The organism is Bacillus solimangrovi (assembly GCF_001742425.1).
Lineage (GTDB): Bacteria > Bacillota > Bacilli > Bacillales > Bacillaceae_N > Bacillus_AV > Bacillus_AV solimangrovi.
On record NZ_MJEH01000064.1, the window covers coordinates 1 to 20,866 of the forward strand.

The following is a 20,866-nucleotide window of genomic DNA, read 5'->3' on the forward strand; positions in this document are numbered from 1 at the left end:
ATTTTTTGATTTCAAGTATGCTGTTTTAATCAAATAAAGTTTGAGCAGCATTATCTTAATATCACTATAAGAAAGAAGTCATTTTGATAAAATATTCAAAATGACTTCTTTCTATCTATAAACCTCAAATGCAGTTATAGAATAGCTGTTTTCTGAAAGATTGTTGCTTTTGATAATAGAAATATATAGAAAAAAATACAATAAAACGGTATTGTATTTTAATGAAAGGAGAGGACATATTTGAATAAAAAAAAACTAAATATGATTATCGCAATACTTGGAAGTGTAACTATTTTAACGATAGGCGGTTTAGTGTTTAATCAAATGTACAAGAATCATCAAGCAAACAAACTCATTATAGAGAAATGCTTTGATAACTTCGATATAGAGGGAGAAGTAGTGATAAAGAAGGATGGTTTTTGGTCACCAGTTGCTTGTGAGAAAAAATAATATTTCTAGACCTTAAAATAAGGTCTTTTTTATGCACTTCTAATTATCTCAACCGTTGTATAATTCGATTTTTGACACGCTGAAATAAGCATTTGCTCCATTCGTTTTTCAAATGGTAGTTTAGTAATTTCATCTGGTTCACCTGGAAACAAGTCTTGTTTCATAGCATTAAATAACGCCATTGATCTGATTTAGTTAATTCGCTGAAATCTTCATATATGTCTTTCCACACCCTGAACGTCTCCTTAAACCTCATTATATAAACCTATTAATAGTAAGGTAAAAGATAACCACAATCTCTATGAAAACAGCCATGACTATTACTATCCTAACTCTTTTAAATTGCGATATTTTCACTGTATTTTGTCCTCCTTATCCGAGCCATTCTTGTAATGATAGCAGTTTGTGGGAGTAACGAACTTAAATCAAAAGCACAATGAACATAATGAGAAATTAGAAGATACTACACGATAGTCCATCATTTCAAAAATAAGAGCAGATAAAAATATAACCGTCTCAGTTGCAAAAGAACTTAATAAATATTAAACTATTACTAATCTTTAGGTTGGAATAAATTTACATAGATCAATCAGAAATTCGTTGGTTTTCCAAGGTTCTGAAGTGGGAGTCTTAGCGTCAGTTGAAACGTGATAAAAATTTATTTGGGAGTTGTTTATATGCCTAGGGAGTTGACTACTTTAGTAATATTATTATTTATTTCGTCAATTTTAATTGCTTGTAATGAGAATACAGTAGCAACAAATGAAAACATGGAGGATTGGAAAGAGAGTCCTATATTTGAGTCTGATAATTATACAATGATAGGTGAACAAGAGCGATTAGCATTTATTTATGGCGATGAAACTGTAAAGTTCCTTCCTAATAAAGTTAATAAATATATGTGGCATTTCTGGGGGACTGAAGAAGAGTTCAATGGTAGTTTAACAGTTATAGCTACTCATGAAGTAAGTAATGAACAAGTTACTGTTGTAGAAGACCAAATTTTAGGTGGACCTAATAATGGTGCAGACAAACATGTTCCTTCGATAATGTCGCTTCCGAAAAGTGGAATGTGGAAGTTAGATGCGTATATTGGAGAAAACTTATTTGGAAGTGTATTTGTGAAAGTTCACAATGAATAAAGTAAAACTTCCATCAGTGGAGGTATTCCTTCATCCTCCACTGATGGTTAGTTGAAACAATTAGATAATTAACAATGCTCTCTTCCAGAGGAGAGCACTCCCCCATTTGTAATTCGTTTCCTTTTTTAAGCAGTTCTAGTGTCAGTTAAAATACGTAAAAAAGCTAGGTGACTGCATGATGCCAGTCATCTAGCTTTTTAATTAACCAATAATAATATGTTCTTTCGGATAACGATAAGCTTCTGGTTTCGTATCTTTCCCTTTAATCATAAACAGGAAGGATAGGATACCGATCCGTCCAACAAACATTAGAAAGATGAGAATGAGCTTTCCGATTGTTGAAAGATCGGGTGTAATCCCCATTGACAGCCCTGTTGTTCCAAATGCTGAACACACCTCGAAGATAATCTCCATAAGTAAAAAATCCTCAATCGCTACTAAAATAATAACCGCTATCGTACACATCATCACGCCTACTAACGGTACGACAAGTGCTTTGCGCATATCACTTTCATGAACTTCACGACGAAAGATTTTAATCGAATGCTTTCCACGTGAAAAATTCCAGAAGAACAGAATCGTCAATGCAAATGTCGTCGTTCGTATGCCTCCCCCAACACTTGATGGTGACGCTCCAATAAACATTAAACTACTAAGCACAAGCTGTGTTGCTTCACTGAATTCACTAACATCCATTGTAGATAACCCTGCACTTCTCGTTGATATCGATTGAAATAACGCATAAAACAAACCTTGATGCCATTCTTTCCCTGCAAAGAAATGATTCCACTCAAATAACCCTATCGCAACGACCCCGACAATAATTAATAGGAAATACGTTACTGTCGTAAGCTTAGCAAACAATGAAAAGCGGAAAAAGATCCGATCTTCTTTTGAACGAAACAAAAATTCTTTCACTTCAATTAATACTGGAAACCCAATCGCTCCGAGTATTATAAGAATGATCGTTATAAACTGTACGAAGTAATCATTTGCAAATGGGACTAGTGATGAACCTGTAATATCAAATCCACCATTCGTCGTTGCACTAATCGAAGCAAATGTCCCTTGAATAATTGCCTCTTTCACGGTCGGAAAATACTTCAAATAATACAAACTCAGAATAATTGCCCCAACTAGTTCAATCAATAAGATCAGTCCGACAATTTGCCTCATTAACTTTACTAGACCTGACAATGTTGATTGGTTATGGTCAATTCGAATCAACTGTCGCTGCTTCAAACCAATTTTTTTACCTAGTATCATATAAATGAACGTTCCGAGTGTCATGACCCCGACGCCACCAATTTGTAAAACAACGGCGATAATGAATGCACCTACACCCGAGAATGTCTCTGCGGTGTTGACAACAGTTAGCCCCGTTACGCTAACTGCACTAGCTGCAGTGAATAGTGCATCAATAAATGACAAGTCTACACCAGGATTATGTGCAATCGGTAAGCTCAACAATAACGTTGAAATCGTCACAGCTCCAAGGTAAAACAAAATGATGATTTGTACACTGGTCAATCGTTTCTTAAAATATAGATGGGATTCTTCCTTTAATATTCGTTTTAACATAAACCACAATCCTTGCTTCATTTACTTTCTAAAATTCTATTTCTTCGATAGCTCATTCTTTTTTGTTAAGGCACGTTCGAACTGTTTTAGGTTAGATTGTGTACCGAATGCAATCACCATATCAGCCGCTGTCAACACATCATCTGCACTCGGATGCGTTAGGAAGTCATCGCTACGCTTAATCGCAACAACCGTTACACCGAAGCGGTTACGAATATTACATTGTCTTAATGACAACCCTGCAACTTCAGATTGTTCCGCAACACAAATTTCTTCTACACCAAAAAATTGATTATTTGCTTCAAATAGTACATCTAAATATTCTACACTATTCGGCTTCAAAAAAGACAGTGCCATTCGGATGCCTCCAATACTTGACGTATTGACAACATGGTCTGCCCCAGCTCGAAATAGCTTCTCTTCAGATTCAACTCTGTCAACTCGACTTACGACTTGTATATTTTTATTTAACCCCTTTGCAGTAAGTGAAATGAACACATTATCAGCATCACCTGGTAAAGCCGCAATTAATCCACTTGCCCGCTCAATACCTGCTTCAAGTAGTGTTTGGTCAACAGTCGCATCACCTTTTACATAGAGTCTATCCTGTTTATGTTTTTCAAGCAACTGCTCATCCTTCTCTACAATAACGAATGGGATCCCTTGCAGCTCTAACTGTTTAAGTACCTCTCGTCCAACACGACCGAGACCGCATATAATGACATGATTATGTAATTGGGACATTTTCTTCTTCATTCTCTTCCTCCCAACAGTATTACTCAATCTTCCTTCTAATATTAGTGCTGCAAACGAACCAACACCGTATGTCGCAACCCCAACGCCTAATGGGACGAGTACTAAAGTGAATGTTTTCCCTTCAGGTGTTACTGGATATACATCACCATATCCAACTGTTAAGACCGTAACCATTGTTAACCATAACGAATCAAAAACGTTTAAGTCTTCAAAATACATATAACCTAACGTTCCAATGAACACTACGACAGTCACACCGAGAAACGCTACAACAATTTGTCGATATTCTCTCATATCTTCTCTATATCCCCCGAATTTCGAATCAAAAAAACATATCCAATAGCTTATTCCTCATAAAGTGAAACTTCCATCAGTTCAAATTCCCCTTGATTCCCCCAACTGATGGATAGTTGAACCAATCTAGTAATTACTTACATCCGCTCACCTACATATATTTAATTGACTTTCCTAGCTTTGAAGCGAGAGGCTTAGCGTCAGTTAACAAGTGATAATCGTTCATCTTTCATTATATAGAATGTACTTTTAAAATAATAGATTGACTTTTTTCTCCTTATTTAATTATGATACGCTGTTACTTAGGAGTGATGTGTGATGAAATCTGTTAAAGTTGTCGGTGCAATCATCGAAAATGACCGAGACGAAATCCTTTGTGCAAAACGTAGTAAAACGATGACCTTACCAAACCTGTGGGAATTCCCTGGTGGCAAAATTGAGGAGCATGAAACACCAGAAGAGGCACTCATACGTGAAATTTCAGAAGAGCTAGACTGTACAATTACCGTATTCGATCAAGTTGAAGACACAACACATACATATGATTCCATAATTGTACAACTGATTACGTTCAAAGCTAGAATTACGAACGGTACACCAGTTGCTCGTGAACATGCTGAATTACGCTGGGTACATCATAACAAGCTAACTGTTCTTGAATGGGCAGCAGCCGACATTCCAGCAGTTGAGAAGTTAGTTCAAATGAGTTAATAGAAAAACTTCCATCAATTTGGTTAACAGTAACCTTGATGGAAGTTTTCTTTACTTTAAAACATATTCGGAACGAAAAGACCTCTTAGAAACTGCTCGATAAAAAATGAAACGAGTACATAATCGACAAACATAATAGCTAACATACCGCCGATACTCCAATACAACCTGTCCCTCTTACGCTCATTTTTCGCATATTCATATACAAACAAGCCCGGTATAAGAAACAAACTACATATGCTCGATATGAAAATTAATAATACCATGCCCGAAACTAAACCAATCATTCCAAGTAACAGTGCAATAACATTCATCATAAGAAACGGAACGATTAATCCTCCATATTGGGCAACTAACACTTTCGCTGAAACTTGAACCTTCATTCGATTCAAACAGAAGAACATCACAAACAGCGCTACTATTGAAAATATGAACATAACGAAGAAGAAAGAAAAGGCAACATTGAAAAATGGTAATGACCGAATCGGTAAACCATCTTCTAAAAAAATTCCGTTTATATGATTCACCCAAACGAACGGATCTAACCCGTAATTAAAAAATAAGTTACTTATATTTTCATCTAACATGAATTGCCTTATCCCAAGTACAATTGATTGATAAGCATTGTTTACGACAACATATAAAACAAGTGCAAATGTCAATGCTGACAAAATCATGGTCATTAACCCATTAACAAAATCCTGTTTATTCAATTGAAATGCTTGCGACGGTTGCTTCAATAACGTAACGAAGTATCCTTTATACTGTTTCACTTTCAGTAACTGATCCTGATGAATAGGTGTCTTCTCTTGATAACTTCCTACGTCAGACATGGCAGGTTCAACCATCGCACTAACCTCATCGATAGCATTGTTTGAACTAAATTTGTTCCCACATATCCCACAATATTTCCCGCTCATTTGTTCATGACTACACTTCGAACAGATCATCTCATCACCATTCCTCAATTTGACTACCTACTATTCTGTATTTATTGTTTAACTTGAGCTTTCTTCTGTTAACATCGCTTGAACAGCTTTTTGTGCCTCGATCGCTTCTTGCTCAAATTTAAAATGTAAGGTTCTCCAAATAGCATCATTTGCTGTTACATGCTCTGATTTGAATACTGTACCATCACTATTTTCCCATTCTGCATGCATACTCACTTCCTTGTTCGGAAATGGACCGAGCGTACGATAATCTTCTAATGTTTTCCCTGTACTTTGACCATTTACGAAGAGGATAGCTCCTTCAACATCCGCTTTCCACGTATATACACGTTCAGGAAATGAAAACAGGAACTGTTCCTTATTTGTGCCATTACCAACAACGTCAACAGATCCTTTTGATAACTTGAACTGTCCAAATTCATTCTCTGCTATAGCTGATAGTTCATATCTACCTGGATAAGCACGAACAAGCTCGGTACGTTTGTCTGCTTCTTCTACTAATTGTGCTACTCCATCTAGATTAAATCTAGTCATCGGATAATTTGATTTTACAACGACTCGAATTGGCACTGCCTCAATCGTATATTGATCAAACCCCCAAAATGATTCATTTTTCTTCTTCAAAACAAAGATCTTATTACCACTACGATCTGTAATAGATTGACCAAATGGTAAATCCTCATCTTCACTTATTGCTTTCACTAAATCATTTCGAATCTTATCCCAATCATTCTCAAGCAAATAAAATAAATAACTTTCTTCATCTAATAACGCGTCCTCATTGACTTCCACAATGGAAAAGAAAGCTTCTCTGTCCTGTTTCATTACTGCAGCATCAAGCGCTTTCACATCCTGCAACGGATCATAAAGGTTCGATGTCATTTTAAACATAATAAACAAGACAGTAACCAATACAAACGTACTTCCAATTAACACCTTACTCTTTCGTGAAAGTGGTTTTCTCGGTTTCTTGATTGGTTTACTTTCAATGTGTTGTTCTAATTGTGGCTGTGCTTTAATTTCAGTTAACTCGTGCTGCTTCGTTCCACATTCAGTGCAATATGTATACTCGTTCTTTAATTGTTGGCCACACTTATGACAATATTTCACGGTAATAGCTCCTTTCTATAATGTGAAACTTCATCTAATGGAAGCTTCTCTTGTTCTTCCTATTAAACAAATCAAGTAATAAATGATGCTTCTTCTTCCACTAAAACCTCGGTAACTTTTCTATGTTTCAAAACCTGAGCCTTACCGTCAGTTGACACATGATAAATAATAGTTTAGTAGATAGAAATAATTTACATTATATCAAATTAATTGTCGTATGAGCACGAAATATTTTGAACATATCTGTCAAAGTTCATAATAGTTGCTAGCACAATCCACCGATTTACTAGCTTCATAACTAAAAGAGGGTAGTGTTAAGAAAAACTTCCTTAACACTACCCTCAAATTAACCTATATATTTTCCATTTTTAATGCATCGATAATATTTTCTTTTTTAACTTTTGAACTTGAATAGAGCATTGCTGCACCTACAATCATGAATATCGTGATAATGACAATGATGATATCCACCCACGGTAATGTAAATTTATAGATGATCGTGTTCGCTATAGCTCGATGAATGAAATACATGATCGCAATGCTTATCGGTAAACCGTATAGCAATGACTTTATTGCATAAAAGATACTTTCGTAATTAATCATTTTATTGAATTCTTTAGGAGTCATTCCAATTGATTTTAACATCGCAAATTCTCGTTTACGTAATGCAATACTAGTTGAAATTGTGTTGAAAATATTTGCAACAGATATCGCTGTAATGAGAATTGTAAATCCGTAGGAAAATACCTCCATTAATAAAACAACCCGTTCGGTATTAAGTCTTTGGCCAGTTTTATTATCAATAGTTATATCCGTTTCACCAAACTCTTCAATTTCTACTTGTGTTTTCATCGGATCAGATGAAGATAAGAAAAGATCAGCAAATACTTCTCGTTTGTAATCTACAGGAACGAGTTGTTCCATTAAGCTTTCCGGTACGATAATTACAAATGAGCCGTATCCCGATGTTGCATTACCTATTGAGTAATTTTCAGCCACCGAAGCTATTTCGATAGAATTTACAAATGTTTCTTCCTCTGTTTCAAAATCTTTATTAATTAAATCGATTTTCATACCCGGCTCAGCAAGAATAGATGTCGATTCTATAATTTTTTTCGCTTCTCTATCTTTATAGTTAAACGTATCGATTAGTATCGCAGCTGGTTTAGTAGCATCAGCAAACCTTTCAACATCTGCATTAACTGACTGTGCATAGTTTTGGAAGCTCGCTTCATCTAATGCCTGTACATTTACATGATAGAGTCGTTTTCCATCGTCATTTATGTCAAAATACTGTTGTTTAGAATCAGCGGGTACCTTGTCCTCATCGATCCACGTATTTAGAGAGAATGACTTTACAATATTGTAATTCGTCACATCCTCAAGTGTACTAACTGACGTTAATAAATCACTATTTTCAACAATTGTTCCGACTTGAATGTCATAATCATTAAGTGTTTGCATTTTTAACTCGATTGACTTTTGCATATTATCAGTGAAAAAAGATACTGTTAAGAAAAGAACAATACTAATCACTAAGGAAAAGATAGTTACTTGGTACCTTCTTTTATTCCTCTTTAAATTCTTCAAACCAATTTCAGCCTGAATTCCGAACAATTTACGAACAAGCTTAGATGTTTTTACTTTTTTCCCTGATAATTTAACATCTTGAGTTTGACGAATTGCATCAATCGCAGATATTTTTGAAGCTTTGCGAGCTGGTAAATAGGCAGATATAAAGATCGTGATGATTGAAATGCCACATGCAATTAATATCGATAGCGGTGTGACAATTAAGTTTAATTTTTCCTCTATATCAAATACTTCTAGAAATATTGAGTTAGTAGATGATAGTGTAATACCAATTCCAATAACCCCGAATATTATTCCGATTGGAATACTAATTAAACCAACAATCAAACCCTCAAACAGAACAGAATTTCGTTTTTGCTTTTTCGTTGTTCCTACACTACTTAACATTCCTAAATGACGAGCTCGTTCAGAGATGCTTATTGCAAAAGCATTATAAATTAAAGCAACTGATCCAGCTATAATAACCCCGATAATAATGGCAGTTAATAAAACCATTGTCTTTTTCAAACCTTCGTCATTTGATACTCCGTAGAAAGCCAACAAATCAGTATGATATAAAACAGATTGGATCTTATTTTCTTGTGCAAAGGACGTTGTATAATCGTATATCGATTGATTCACCTTATTGACTGCAACTGATGCATCGAGTGTATGATTCGTTCCAATTAAATTCTCATCTAGATAGTTAATAACGATATAACCTGGAATAAAAGGGTCTTTCCATTTTGGAGGTTCAATTTCCCCTACTACTGTATAGGTTTTCTGTTGTGTATTTTTTAATATTTCGACTGATTTTCCTTCTTCTCGTATTAACGATAGATTTTCATCAATAGGGCCAGAACCATCCAACGTATATCTTTCTCCAACCTCCATTGTTATCTGATCACCAATATCGTATGTGACACCATCTATTGAATTAATACCTTTTGAAATTACGACTTCATCAGTTGATTTTGGGAGCCTCCCATCAACTACCTTTATTGGAAGCTGTTTAAATCCTTCTTTATTAAATGCCTTCACAAAAAAATAAGGCCTATGTTTATTTTTGGATTCTTCAAACTGTGCAAATCCAACATCATTAGATAGAATGACTGATTTTGTTTCTTCATCTTCTTTAATAGCTTCTAGCTGCTCTTGATTGACATCGTTATAACGAACATGCCATTCTCCATAATCAGCTATTTGATTTCTTTGTGCCACATCCATAAAGGACGTTGCAAGTGTTGCAACAGCTGTCACCATTGCAACAGAAATGATGATACCTAAAATGGTAACGAGTGTGCGCCTCTTATTTTCCTTTAAATGTCTAATCGTTAATTTATTTACAATATTCATGGCCGAACTACCTCATTTTTGGCAATCTTCCCATCTTCAATTGTAATAATTCGATCAGCTTGTAAAGCGATCCTCTCATCATGTGTAATGACGATTAATGTTTGGTTATACTTCTTGTTAAACATTTTTAATAAATCCATGATTTCGCTACTATTCTTACTATCCAAATTACCTGTTGGCTCATCGGCTAACATGATAGCTGGATTACTAATTAATGCTCTCCCAATAGACACTCGTTGTTGTTGTCCACCAGATAGTTGATTAGGTAGATGCTTTAATCGATTATTTAAGCTTAACGAGGTAACAATTTCATTCAACTGTTTTTTATCGACTTTATGTCCATCCAGTAAGATAGGTAACGTAATGTTTTCTTCAACTGTTAGGATCGGTATTAAGTTATAAAACTGATAGATTAACCCAATTTGTCTACGTCTAAAAATGGCTAGTTGAGTTTCATTAAGCTGATACATATTAGTTTTGTCCACAATTACATTCCCGCTTGAAGGCCTGTCCACTCCTCCGAGCATATGAAGTAGCGTTGACTTTCCTGAACCAGAAGGCCCAATAATCGCAACAAATTCACCTTTGTTGACTGCAAATGAAACATTATCTAGTGCCTTCACTGCTGTTTCACCTTTGCCGTACACTTTAGACAGATTTTCTATTTTTAAAATTTCCAATGTAAAGACCTCCTACATTTGATGTTGCTTTAACTATATCTGTCTAAAATGACTCTCCAGTGACTCTTAAGTGACAATCTAGTCACTTAAGTTGCTCGTATTATATAACTTGTTTGTAAAACTTAATCAGAAAGCGTGTTCCTTCTCCTTCTTTACTCTGGACTTCGATATCACCATTTTGACTTTTAATAATGCTATAAGCAATCGCAAGGCCAATACCGATACTGTCAGCATTAGCATTCTTTCCTTTATAAAACCGTTTAAAAATATAAGGTCTATCTTGCTTTGCAATACCTTTCCCACTATCCGTAATAATGATTTCTGTATACAGCGTGTTTTCTGAAAAGGAAATAGTGATTTCACCATTTTCAGGCGTATGTTCCACACAGTTTTTCAAAATATTGATGATTGCTTCAACTGTCCAATTAAGATCACCTGTAAAAGCGACGTTGTCTTCACCCTTTATAGAAATGCTTTGATCTTTAATGTCCATTGGAATCAAAACTGGCTCTAATGCTTTTTGAATGAGCTTCTCTACCTTTACTCGATCTTTTTTGAATTGAACCGTGCCTGCATCAATTTTAGAAAGCTTCAGTAATGAAGAAACAAGCCATTCAATTCGTTCAATTTGAATGCGAAGATTATGAGTGAATTCATTTCTCTTTGCAGTTGGCAGTTCATCATCACTTAATAAATCTGTCATCACCATCATGGAAGTAAGCGGGGTTTTAAGCTGATGAGAAATATCAGAAATGGCGTCTGTAAGCTTGGATTTATCTTTTTGAAGGAGAGCACTCTGTTCTGATAGCATTGATGTAACTTTATAAATATTGTTCTTTAAAATACTTAATTCGCTTTCTCGATTATCACGGACATCAAGCGTATAATCACCTGCACTAATTTGGCGTAAATAATTTGAGAGCTTTTCGATGTCACGATATCTCCAACTTGTAAAGAAGACCGCGCTACCAATTAACAAAACACAACTTATGAAAACAAGAACCATCGCATGAAAAGATACAAAAGCGCCTAACACAGTTACACACACAGTGATTAAACACATGATGACTAATAAAGTTCGAGTCTCTTGATGACGTAGCAACCTAATCACCCACTCTATAGCCTAGACCACGAACTGTTTTGATGATTGTAGGTTTTTGGGGTTGATCCTCTAGCTTTTCTCGTAACCTTTTTATATAAACAGTCAATGTATTATCATTTACAAAATCCCCTGCGACATCCCATATTTGTTCAAGTAGCTGATTCCTTGAAAGAACTTGGCCGATATGATTAGCAAAGATGAGCAATAGGCGATATTCTAAGGCAGTCAAAGTGATTTCCTCTTCATTTTTATATACTTTTCCTTCAAGCGTATTAATTTGCACATCTTCAACGTTAATGATTGACTTTGTCTGAGAATATTTTTGATACCTACGTAAGACCGAACGAATCCTTGAAAGCAGCTCACGTACGCGAAACGGCTTTGTAATATAATCGTCTGCGCCCATATCAAGCCCCATTACAACATTCACCTCATCATCAACAGCCGTTAGAAAAATAACAGGAACATCACTCTCCCCTTTCACAATTCGGCACAAATCATATCCGCTACCATCGGGTAGAGATAAATCAAACAAACATAACACTAGTTGATCCATTTGTTCTGATAACACCTTTTTTGCACTTGCGACATCATAACAAAGAACAGTGGAATAGCTAGCTTCTTGCAAAGAATATTCAAGCCCAGAAGCAATTGTTTTATCATCTTCTACGATTAATATTTTCATCTGATGACCATCCTAACTTTTTTTCATTTCTAGAACCTTTTGATTTCTACACGTACTTAAACCATTAGTTAAAGATGTTTGTTTTATGACCATCTATTGAAAGAATTCGATTATGTTAGGTGAAGCACAATTAACGATACTTCCCCGTCCTATAGCATTATGTCCATAATTGTTCATTGTAATAAGATAGCCGCTTATCACGTGTCAACTGAAGCTAAGACTCCCACTTCATTTAGGAGAATCAACGAAATTTTAAGTGGAAAAGGGTTTTGGTCATACCCTTGCGTCAATAATTACTTGATGAGTTCAACTAACCAGCAGTAAACGATGAAGGAAAACCTCCACTAATGGAAGGTTCACTTCATCTCATATCACTCAACATATCACTCAACCGAAACATGAGGTAATTCATTTGTGTTCGTTAATTCAGAAGTAGACAGACTCTGCAAACTTAGCTTTGTGCTAATCATTGCCGCTATGAAAATGATGCTTGCAGCGGTGAAATAAGTGAAGATGAGTGACGTGTAAGTGACCATTGGCCCAGCAACTGCCGATCCGATTAGCATACCACCGATAAACAATGGTGTTAAAATCCCATTCGCTCTACCTAAAAACTGCTCATCTATTAGTTTAATGACTACCATTCTTAACGTCGTTTGCCACGTCGCCAATATGAAGCCTGTCATGAAATTCATAAACGCTGTTAATACAAACCAAACCGATGATACTTCGATGATAAGTGAGAAAGACAAGAAACATAATCCACCGACAATAACCCGTTCTGCATTTAATTTGTCTCCAATAAATACTGCTAGAACACTACCAAGAAGCATACCGATTCCTGCTAACGTATATAACCATTGAATGTTTTCCTTCTCCAATCCTAATCGTTCAACCACAAGGAATATATCAAGTGGTTGCACAATACCGATCCCTAATCCAATAAACAGAAAAGTCGCCGCAATAATCATTAGATTTTTTGAATTTTTTACGTATTGAACGCCTTCTTTTATTTCATTTATAAAGCTTGATGAAGTCTGTTCTTGCTCTTTATTCTCTTGTGGCAGAAACATTAACACAATGGAAGAAATGAAAAATGCGATTGTTATGCTGACTAATGAAGCAGTAAGCCCAAACCAGCTGTAGATTAATGTTCCAATAATCGGCCCAATAATTAGAAACAAAGCTTGTAAGCTTTGAATGATTCCCATCGCTGAAGCAACCATTTGTTCAGGAATATGCCTTTTGAATATAATCAACGATGACGGCTGTGAAATTTGACTAACAATACTTGAGACCAGTGTTGCTAGGAAAATAACTTGCCAGTTTCCATTGCTGACAAATCCAATAATAATCAAGATCGAAATTGCACTCGCCAAATCCCCTATAATCATCGTCTTTTTAGGGTTCCATCTGTCTGCTAACGTTCCCCCAATAAATGAAAATAGAAAGATTGGCGCATATTCAATTACAGTTAATAATGACACATAAATCGGATTATTATCTGTTAATTCCATTACAAAAAACAACAAGGCAATATTGCGAATCCAAATGGCACTTTGTTGAATAACGTCCGTAAATAAAATGACCTGAAATACTCTGTTCGTTAATAAATTCATCAGTTCATAACCTCCTATAAAATGTTTAGATATGTGTAAAGTTAAGTAAACTTAACTTTTAACCAAAAATACACGAAATTTGGATACAACTATGAAGAATGATAAACTTTATAGCTCTCTAATTAGTTTAGTTATATGTATATTTAAGTACTCTTAATAAATTGACAAAAAAATTAAAAAAATAAAATTTCCATCAGTTGGAACTCCCTTCTCTCCCTACTGATGGTTAGTACACACGTGCTAATCTTAATCTTTTGCTCCTTTTTGAACTTCAAGAGCAGTATGGTAAATCTTCTCCTGTATATCCACCATATTTTCTAAATCTTTCTCATTTAGTTTAGAATAATACTTTTTGATAAGATATACGTCAAATTCAACCATTGATTCGTTATACGCTATTCCTTTGTCATCAAGGTGCACAATAATTTCTCTTCGATTATTCACATTAATTTCTCGTTTTAGAAACCCTTTTTTCTCTAATTTTCCAACAAGTTGTGTTGATGCACTAGGAGTTATCTCAAAATGAGTCGCAATTTCACTATTCGTTAATGGATTGTCTTTTAACAATTCTAACAAGATCGCTTGCTTCGTCGTCAAGTTGAGAAATTCTTTTTCAGCAAAACGATTATATTCTTCCAGAAATATCGCATTTATGGCGTCTGACGTTTTTTTTAATTTCTTATAATAAAAAGCAGTAATGTCATCCATATTATCACCTTTACATTATTGATTTTGGATTTATTATAACCTAAACTTAATAATTAAGGAAGCTAAAGTATCAGATAATTTCGATGAGCTAATGTAACCTCTTGGATTGTATACACAACGATAGCTATAAATTGGTTGAACCTTCTATAGAAATCATACTACTTTATGAGTTGTTCACCCAAGCCGAAACAAAATATCTAGCTCGAATTTAACTATCGATAGAAAAATATTTTCACATTCAGATTACTTTAGGGTATATACTTTTGTAGTGAATTACAGGAGGGTTGAAATAGATGGTTGAAACACATAATACTTTGAAAAATCAATCAGTAAAAAAAGTGTTTATTAATTATTTTTTCCCATCGTTATTGGGACTTATGATGATGTCTGTAAATATCCTAATTGATGGGGTGTTTATAGGTAACGGAGTGGGGTCAGAAGGGCTTGCTGGTGTAAACCTTGCTATGCCGTTGTTCTCACTCATTTTTTCAATTTCGTTGTGGATTGGTATTGGTGGGGGAACGATGTATTCGATATATATTGGAGAAGGAGATTCGGCTAAAGCAAGGAGTGTATTTTCTCTAGCCACAGCATGGCTACTGACACTTCTATTAATCACTGGAGTTCTCGGATACTTGAATGTAGATGAAATTGCGTATTTGTTGGGTGCGAATGCTGATACGTTCTCCTATACCGTTGAATATTTAACGGTTTTACTTCTGTTTGGTTGGACCATAGCTGTACAGCAGTTAATCAGCACCTTTGTCCGTAATGATGGTAGTCCTACTTTATCCATGGTTGCCCAAGTAGTGACGGCAATCGTTAATATTGGCTTGAATTATTATATGATTTTTATTTTGGAGTTAGGGGTATTTGGTGCCGCACTCGCAACTGTTCTTGCAAGTTTCATTGGCTTAATCGTATTGTTACTCCACTTTACCAAAAAGCATACAATTTTACGAAAGCTTTCGTTCCAATGGTCATGGCGGATGACAGGAAGCATTTTTCGAATTGGATTTCCAAGTTTCTTTGCTGAAGCAGGGATGCTTGTCTTTATCGCTGGTTACAATTTAACGATTGTAAGTTTACTTGGTACGAAAGGAGTCGCAGCTTTCTCAGTCGTGAACTATTTACACGCCGTCTTGTTCCTATCACTTTTTGCAATTGAGTTTGCACTCCAGCCAATGATCAGCTACTATCATGGCGCAAAGGAAAAAGAACGATTAATAGAGAGTTTGAAGGTTGGTGAGAAGACTGCATTCATTTTAGGGTTAATTCTCCTTATTTTCGGCTTGATTACTGCTCCTTTACTGGTCTCACTCTTTGGCCTAGAATCGGAAGAAGTTAGGAATCTTGCCACACAGGGAATACGATTGTTTTTCATTGGATATGTGTTCCTTGGCTTTAATATTGTCTACATGACTTACTTTCAGTCCATCGGTGAAATTCGAAAATCCACTACAATAATTGTTTTACGTAGTTTCGTCTTTCTATTGATTCTGTTGTGGCTGTTACCGAAATTCATCGGTGTAGCTGGTGTTTGGCTTGCACTCCCGCTAGCGGATATACTCGTTGCAATGCTACTTATCATTTTTGCAAGAAAACAGGTGATGCTGCAAACTGGACAAAAAGTGTTGAAAGAGTAGAACTGAAGTTTTGGGAAGTTCGTAAATCCAAAGAAAAGTCTCAAATGCTTAGGTTATACCCTATTAGTGACGATGTGATTGAAATTATTGATAAAGTGAAACTTCCATCAGTGGAGGTATTCCTTAGTCCTCCACTGATGGCTAGTTGAACCACTCATATAATGACTGACGCTTATACCTCAAGGGTATGACTAAAGCCCTCTCCCACTTCGTTGATTTTTCTTAGTTTTGAAGTGGGAGTCCTATCGTCAATTGAAACGTGATAAAGCTATTGATTACATTTTGGAAGAAGATCACATAGTAAACCACAACCGTAAAAAAAGGAGTGATAAAATGGATTTCAATGTGTTGCGGGAAAATTGTTTAAACAAACGAGGTGCTTATGAAGATTTTCCGTTTGGGGAAGATGCACATGTAATGAAGGTAGGAAGTAAAATGTTTGCTATTTTGTCTATTAAAGAAAACCTTCCAGCTATTAGCTTAAAATGTGAACCAGATGTTAACGAAATACTTCGTGAGCAATATCCAGCTATTAAACCCGGCTATCATCTAAATAAACGACATTGGAATACAATCACAGTTGATGGCACAGTACCGTACGAACAAATCCTACAAATGATTAACCGATCATATGATTTAGTATTTAACAACTTAAAGAAGATAGATAGGGAAGAAATTTATAACAAAAACGAGTAATCTCTCATTTTATTGGATGGGTTTATCTTATAAAAGGATACTTGCAACATCCATACTTGGTCAGATGGAATCGTTTCAAATACTAAGAAACCACACTCTAAACGAAACATCAGAGCATACTTTGGGAGCTTTACTAAATTTCTGATGAGATGCAAGGTTTAGAAATTATGAATTTTGGTTAATTATAGAAATGAATTGACTTTTTATTTTCTATTGGTTAAAATCAGTAACAATTAAATAATTAATTCAATGACGAGAAAGAGTAATTATGTATATCTTATCTACAGAGAGTTGACGAAGTGCTGAAAGTCAATGTTAAGACCATAATGAAAATCCTCTCCGAGAAGCAAAGTTGAAAGACAGATTAAACTTTGACGGCATTCTACCGATACCAAGGACACGTATGATAGTACGTAGTGTAATGAATTCAAAAAACCACTACTATGGTTTTTTTTATTTTTTAAGGAAGCTTATATATTTATATATAAACTCGGTTCTACATACGTGGAATCGAGTTTTTTTATTAAAATGAGGTGATAATGATGATGGAATCCAATGTTGAAAGGGAATTAAGAGTTCGTAAACAGTGGGATAAGGAAGGAACATTTCAACGTTCTATAACTAACCGAGAAGGAAAAGAGACATTTGTTTTTTATGAGGGGCCGCCAACAGCTAATGGTTTACCCCATGCAGGTCATGCTCTTGGAAGAACCATCAAGGACTTTGTAGCAAGGTTTAAAACGATGTCAGGTTATCAAGTTTTAAGAAAAGCAGGTTGGGATACTCATGGTTTACCTGTGGAATTAGAAGTAGAAAAACAATTAAATATTCGTGGTAAAGACCAAATCGAAGAATACGGAATTGAAAATTTCATTCAAAAATGTAAAGAAAGTGTTTTTGTATATGAAAATGAGTGGAAACAATTCACTGAAGCACTTGGTTATTGGGTTGATATGGAGAATCCGTATATAACGTTAAATAACAAATATATTGAATCTGTCTGGAATATCCTATCAACAATTCATGATAAAGGCTATTTGTATAAAGGACATCGGGTTGTTCCTTATTGCCCGCATTGCGAGACTTCTCTTAGCTCACATGAGGTTGCACAGGGTTACAAAGATGTAACAGATTTATCCGCTACAGCTAAATTTCGACTAAAAGGAACTGAAAATGAATACCTTTTAGGGTGGACGACAACACCTTGGACTTTGCCATCTAATGTAGCGGTTGCGGTTAATCCTAACATGAATTATGTACGAGTAAAGCAAGGCTCAGAAATACTCATACTTGCTGAATCATTAGTTTCAAAAGTAATGAAAGACAATTATGAAACGGTTGATGTGATTAAAGGGCAAGATTTAATTGGTCTTTCTTATGAACCTCCTTTTAATTTCGTCACTGTTACCAATGGTCATAAAGTTGTTGGGGCAGATTTTGTCACTGAAATAAGTGGAACAGGAATTGTACATTTAGCACCTGCCCATGGTGAAGATGATTACAAAGCTATCCAAGATAACGATCTTGATTTCGTTAATGTTATAGATACAAAAGGTCGCTATAAGGACTATATAACTCCACTTGCAGGGCAATTTGTAAAAGACTGTGACGTAGAAATAATAAAAATGCTATCAAAACAAAACCTTTTATTTGATAAACAAAAATATGAACATAGCTACCCACACTGTTGGAGATGCGACAGTCCCCTACTCTATTATGCAATGGAGGGGTGGTTCATTAAGACTACTGCTGTAAAAGAACAAATGCAACAAAACAATCAAGGAGTTCAATGGTTCCCGCACCATATGAAAGATGGAAGGTTTGGAAACTTTTTGGATAACATGGTCGACTGGAATATTGGCAGAAATCGATATTGGGGAACTCCACTAAATATCTGGGTTTGTAAAGAGTGTGGCGAAGAAAAAGCTCCAAATTCAATTGAAGAATTGAGAAAACTCTCAATAGAAGAATTACCAGAAGATATAGAGTTGCATAAACCATATGTAGATAAAGTTCAATTAACTTGTACTTGCGGTTGTAAGATGGAAAGAACGAGTGAAGTTATTGATGTATGGTTTGATAGTGGTTCGATGCCATTTGCTCAATATCATTATCCATTTGAAAATAACGACATGTTTAAAAAGCAATTTCCTGCTGATGTAGTCATTGAAGGGGTAGATCAAACAAGAGGATGGTTTTACAGCTTACTAGCCGTTTCTACATTATTTACAGGACAGACGCCCTATAAGCGTGTTCTTTCTTTAGGACATATCTTAGATGAAAACGGGCAAAAGATGTCAAAGAGTAAAGGAAATGCTTTGAACCCGACTGAGCTAATAAATGAGTTTGGTGCTGATTCACTCAGATGGGCTTTGTTAGCTGACAGTTCCCCGTGGAATAATAAACGCTTTTCTAAAAAAACTGTCAGTCAGGCAAAGTCAAAGGTAATCGATACGCTTTTAAACGTTTACTCATTTTACTCTATGTATGCAGAAATCGATCAATTTAACCCTTCTAGTGACTTAGGTGGCACTCAAACGACTCTGGACAAATGGATTCTTTCTCGCTTAAATACCGTTATTAAGGAAGTTACCCAAAGTTTAGATGCCTATGATATTACTAGAGGAGCCAGATTCATTTCAACATTTATTGATGAACTAAGTAATTGGTATGTAAGACGTTCGAGACAACGTTTTTGGAGCAGTGGTATGACCGACGATAAAAGAGCAGCGTTTAGCACCTTGTATGAAGTCTTAACGAAGCTGTCACAGCTTATGGCTCCTTATACTCCATTTGTCACAGAAGACATTTACTCAAACTTAGTGAAAGATAGCGTGCATGTATCGGACTATCCTCAACCAGTTGAAACGCTAATTGATGAACAATTAGAAAAAGATATGGATGCAGTTTTGCAAATAATAGAGCTAACAAGATCCCTTAGAAACACTGTAGGAATAAAAACCAAACAACCTTTAGCTCAATTGGTCGTAATTCCGGCAGAAGCATCCACTAAATCTCAATTGGAAAAGTATTCGTCTATTATTAAAGATGAAATGAACATTAAGGAAGTTGAATTTAGGATGAATTATCAAGATTTATTTGAGGTTGAACTCAAATTAAATTTTGCTGTAGTCGGGCCAAAATTAGGCAAATACGTTAGTGAAGTTAAAAATAAAGTTGAAAAATTAAACGATACAGAGAAGGAAAAATTCCTTGAAGATACAACAATTCAATTACCTTTAAATTCAGGCGAAACTGTCACTCTTACAATGGATGACGTACTTATTGAGAAAAAAGGCAAGCATGGTTTCGAATTATTAGAAGGTAGTAATTTCTTGACACTATTAGATACCAGGTTGACACAAGCGTTAAAAGAAGAAGGATTAGTAAGAGAATTTGTTCGTGCTGTTCAAACATATAGAAAGGATTTAGATCTTCCAGTTGACTTACGAGTAGATCTTTATGTTCAAGCTGACTCTTGGCTTCATGCAGTATTAATAAAATTTGATGAATTAGTCCAAAAAAATCTCATTATTAATTCGATTCGTTTTGAAAGTAAGCCAAATATGAAAAGTTTTGAAGTAGAAGGAAACGAAATTAATTTATACATTGAAGCAAACTCGTAATGCATTGAATAAAGTGAAACTTCCATCAGCGGGGGTATTTCTCTATCCCCCACTGATGGTTAGTTGAACCAATAAAGTATTTACTGACGCTTACTACTACAACGTTATAATCAAGGTCCTCTCCCACTTATACTTCGTTGATTTTTCAAGTTTTGAGGTGGGAGAGGCTTAGTGTCAGTTGA

At 35.3% G+C, this 20,866-nt stretch carries 16 protein-coding genes and 1 pseudogene; 6 read left to right on the forward strand and 11 right to left on the reverse strand.

Annotated features, from left to right (window positions below):
• Positions 1-240 precede the first annotated feature (240 nt).
• Complete coding sequence (locus BFG57_RS17585) at positions 241-450, forward strand: hypothetical protein (RefSeq protein WP_069718813.1); 210 nt, start codon at positions 241-243, stop codon at positions 448-450.
• Between the two features lie 116 nt (positions 451-566).
• Here BFG57_RS17585 and BFG57_RS18715 read toward each other — a convergent pair.
• Positions 567-682, reverse strand: a pseudogene (locus BFG57_RS18715) (IS1595 family transposase); the annotation flags it as partial.
• A 445-nt stretch (positions 683-1,127) separates the two neighbouring features.
• On the opposite strand from BFG57_RS18715, the gene BFG57_RS17590 reads away from it, so the two are divergent.
• Positions 1,128-1,592, forward strand: coding sequence for a DUF4871 domain-containing protein (locus tag BFG57_RS17590; protein WP_069718814.1), 465 nt, complete (start codon positions 1,128-1,130; stop codon positions 1,590-1,592).
• 201 nt (positions 1,593-1,793) lie between these two features.
• Here BFG57_RS17590 and BFG57_RS17595 read toward each other — a convergent pair whose 3' ends face one another.
• Together BFG57_RS17595 and BFG57_RS17600 are read right to left on the reverse strand one after the other, a co-directional pair.
• Positions 1,794-3,173 carry a TrkH family potassium uptake protein gene (locus BFG57_RS17595; protein WP_069718815.1) on the reverse strand — a complete coding sequence of 460 codons (1,380 nt, stop codon included), beginning with the start codon at positions 3,171-3,173 and terminating at the stop codon, positions 1,794-1,796.
• Positions 3,174-3,209: 36 nt separating this feature from the next.
• A complete protein-coding gene (locus tag BFG57_RS17600; RefSeq protein ID WP_069718816.1) occupies positions 3,210-4,223 on the reverse strand; it encodes a potassium channel family protein in 1,014 nt (337 codons plus the stop codon).
• A 315-nt stretch (positions 4,224-4,538) separates the two neighbouring features.
• On the opposite strand from BFG57_RS17600, the gene BFG57_RS17605 reads away from it, so the two are divergent.
• A complete protein-coding gene (locus BFG57_RS17605; protein WP_069718817.1) occupies positions 4,539-4,934 on the forward strand; it encodes a (deoxy)nucleoside triphosphate pyrophosphohydrolase in 396 nt (131 codons plus the stop codon).
• A gap of 56 nt (positions 4,935-4,990) precedes the next feature.
• Here the strand turns inward: BFG57_RS17605 and BFG57_RS17610 are convergent, their stop codons facing one another.
• From BFG57_RS17610 to BFG57_RS17645, 8 genes are all read right to left on the reverse strand, one after another.
• On the reverse strand, positions 4,991-5,902 hold the full coding sequence (locus BFG57_RS17610; RefSeq protein ID WP_139125180.1) for a CHY zinc finger protein: 912 nt from the start codon (positions 5,900-5,902) through the stop codon (positions 4,991-4,993).
• 30 nt (positions 5,903-5,932) lie between these two features.
• Positions 5,933-6,994 (reverse strand): TcaA 3rd/4th domain-containing protein, encoded by a 1,062-nt coding sequence (locus tag BFG57_RS17615; protein WP_069718819.1) that lies wholly within the window; start codon positions 6,992-6,994, stop codon positions 5,933-5,935.
• 351 nt (positions 6,995-7,345) lie between these two features.
• Entirely contained in the window at positions 7,346-9,922 is a 2,577-nt protein-coding gene (locus tag BFG57_RS17620; RefSeq protein ID WP_069718820.1) for an ABC transporter permease, read from the reverse strand.
• Positions 9,919-10,602, reverse strand: coding sequence for an ABC transporter ATP-binding protein (locus BFG57_RS17625; RefSeq protein ID WP_069718821.1), 684 nt, complete (start codon positions 10,600-10,602; stop codon positions 9,919-9,921). Before BFG57_RS17625 ends, BFG57_RS17620 begins: the two co-directional genes overlap by 4 nt.
• 100 nt (positions 10,603-10,702) lie before the next feature.
• On the reverse strand, positions 10,703-11,704 hold the full coding sequence (locus BFG57_RS17630; RefSeq protein WP_069718822.1) for a sensor histidine kinase: 1,002 nt from the start codon (positions 11,702-11,704) through the stop codon (positions 10,703-10,705).
• A gap of 1 nt (position 11,705) precedes the next feature.
• Entirely contained in the window at positions 11,706-12,389 is a 684-nt protein-coding gene (locus BFG57_RS17635; RefSeq protein ID WP_069718823.1) for a response regulator transcription factor, read from the reverse strand.
• Between the two features lie 383 nt (positions 12,390-12,772).
• Positions 12,773-14,008, reverse strand: a complete 1,236-nt coding sequence (locus tag BFG57_RS17640) for an MFS transporter (protein WP_069718824.1) — start codon at positions 14,006-14,008, stop codon at positions 12,773-12,775.
• 246 nt (positions 14,009-14,254) lie between these two features.
• Positions 14,255-14,716 (reverse strand): MarR family winged helix-turn-helix transcriptional regulator, encoded by a 462-nt coding sequence (locus BFG57_RS17645; RefSeq protein ID WP_069718825.1) that lies wholly within the window; start codon positions 14,714-14,716, stop codon positions 14,255-14,257.
• 293 nt (positions 14,717-15,009) lie between these two features.
• Here BFG57_RS17645 and BFG57_RS17650 point away from each other — a divergent pair, with 293 nt between their 5' ends.
• From BFG57_RS17650 to ileS, 3 genes are all read left to right on the forward strand, one after another.
• Positions 15,010-16,362: an MATE family efflux transporter gene (locus BFG57_RS17650; RefSeq protein ID WP_069718826.1), complete on the forward strand. Its 1,353-nt coding sequence runs from the start codon at positions 15,010-15,012 to the stop codon at positions 16,360-16,362.
• 333 nt (positions 16,363-16,695) lie between these two features.
• Positions 16,696-17,058 (forward strand): MmcQ/YjbR family DNA-binding protein, encoded by a 363-nt coding sequence (locus BFG57_RS17655; RefSeq protein WP_069718827.1) that lies wholly within the window; start codon positions 16,696-16,698, stop codon positions 17,056-17,058.
• 545 nt (positions 17,059-17,603) lie between these two features.
• Complete coding sequence (gene ileS / locus BFG57_RS17660; protein ID WP_069718828.1) at positions 17,604-20,684, forward strand: isoleucine--tRNA ligase; 3,081 nt, start codon at positions 17,604-17,606, stop codon at positions 20,682-20,684.
• Positions 20,685-20,866: the final 182 nt, after the last annotated feature.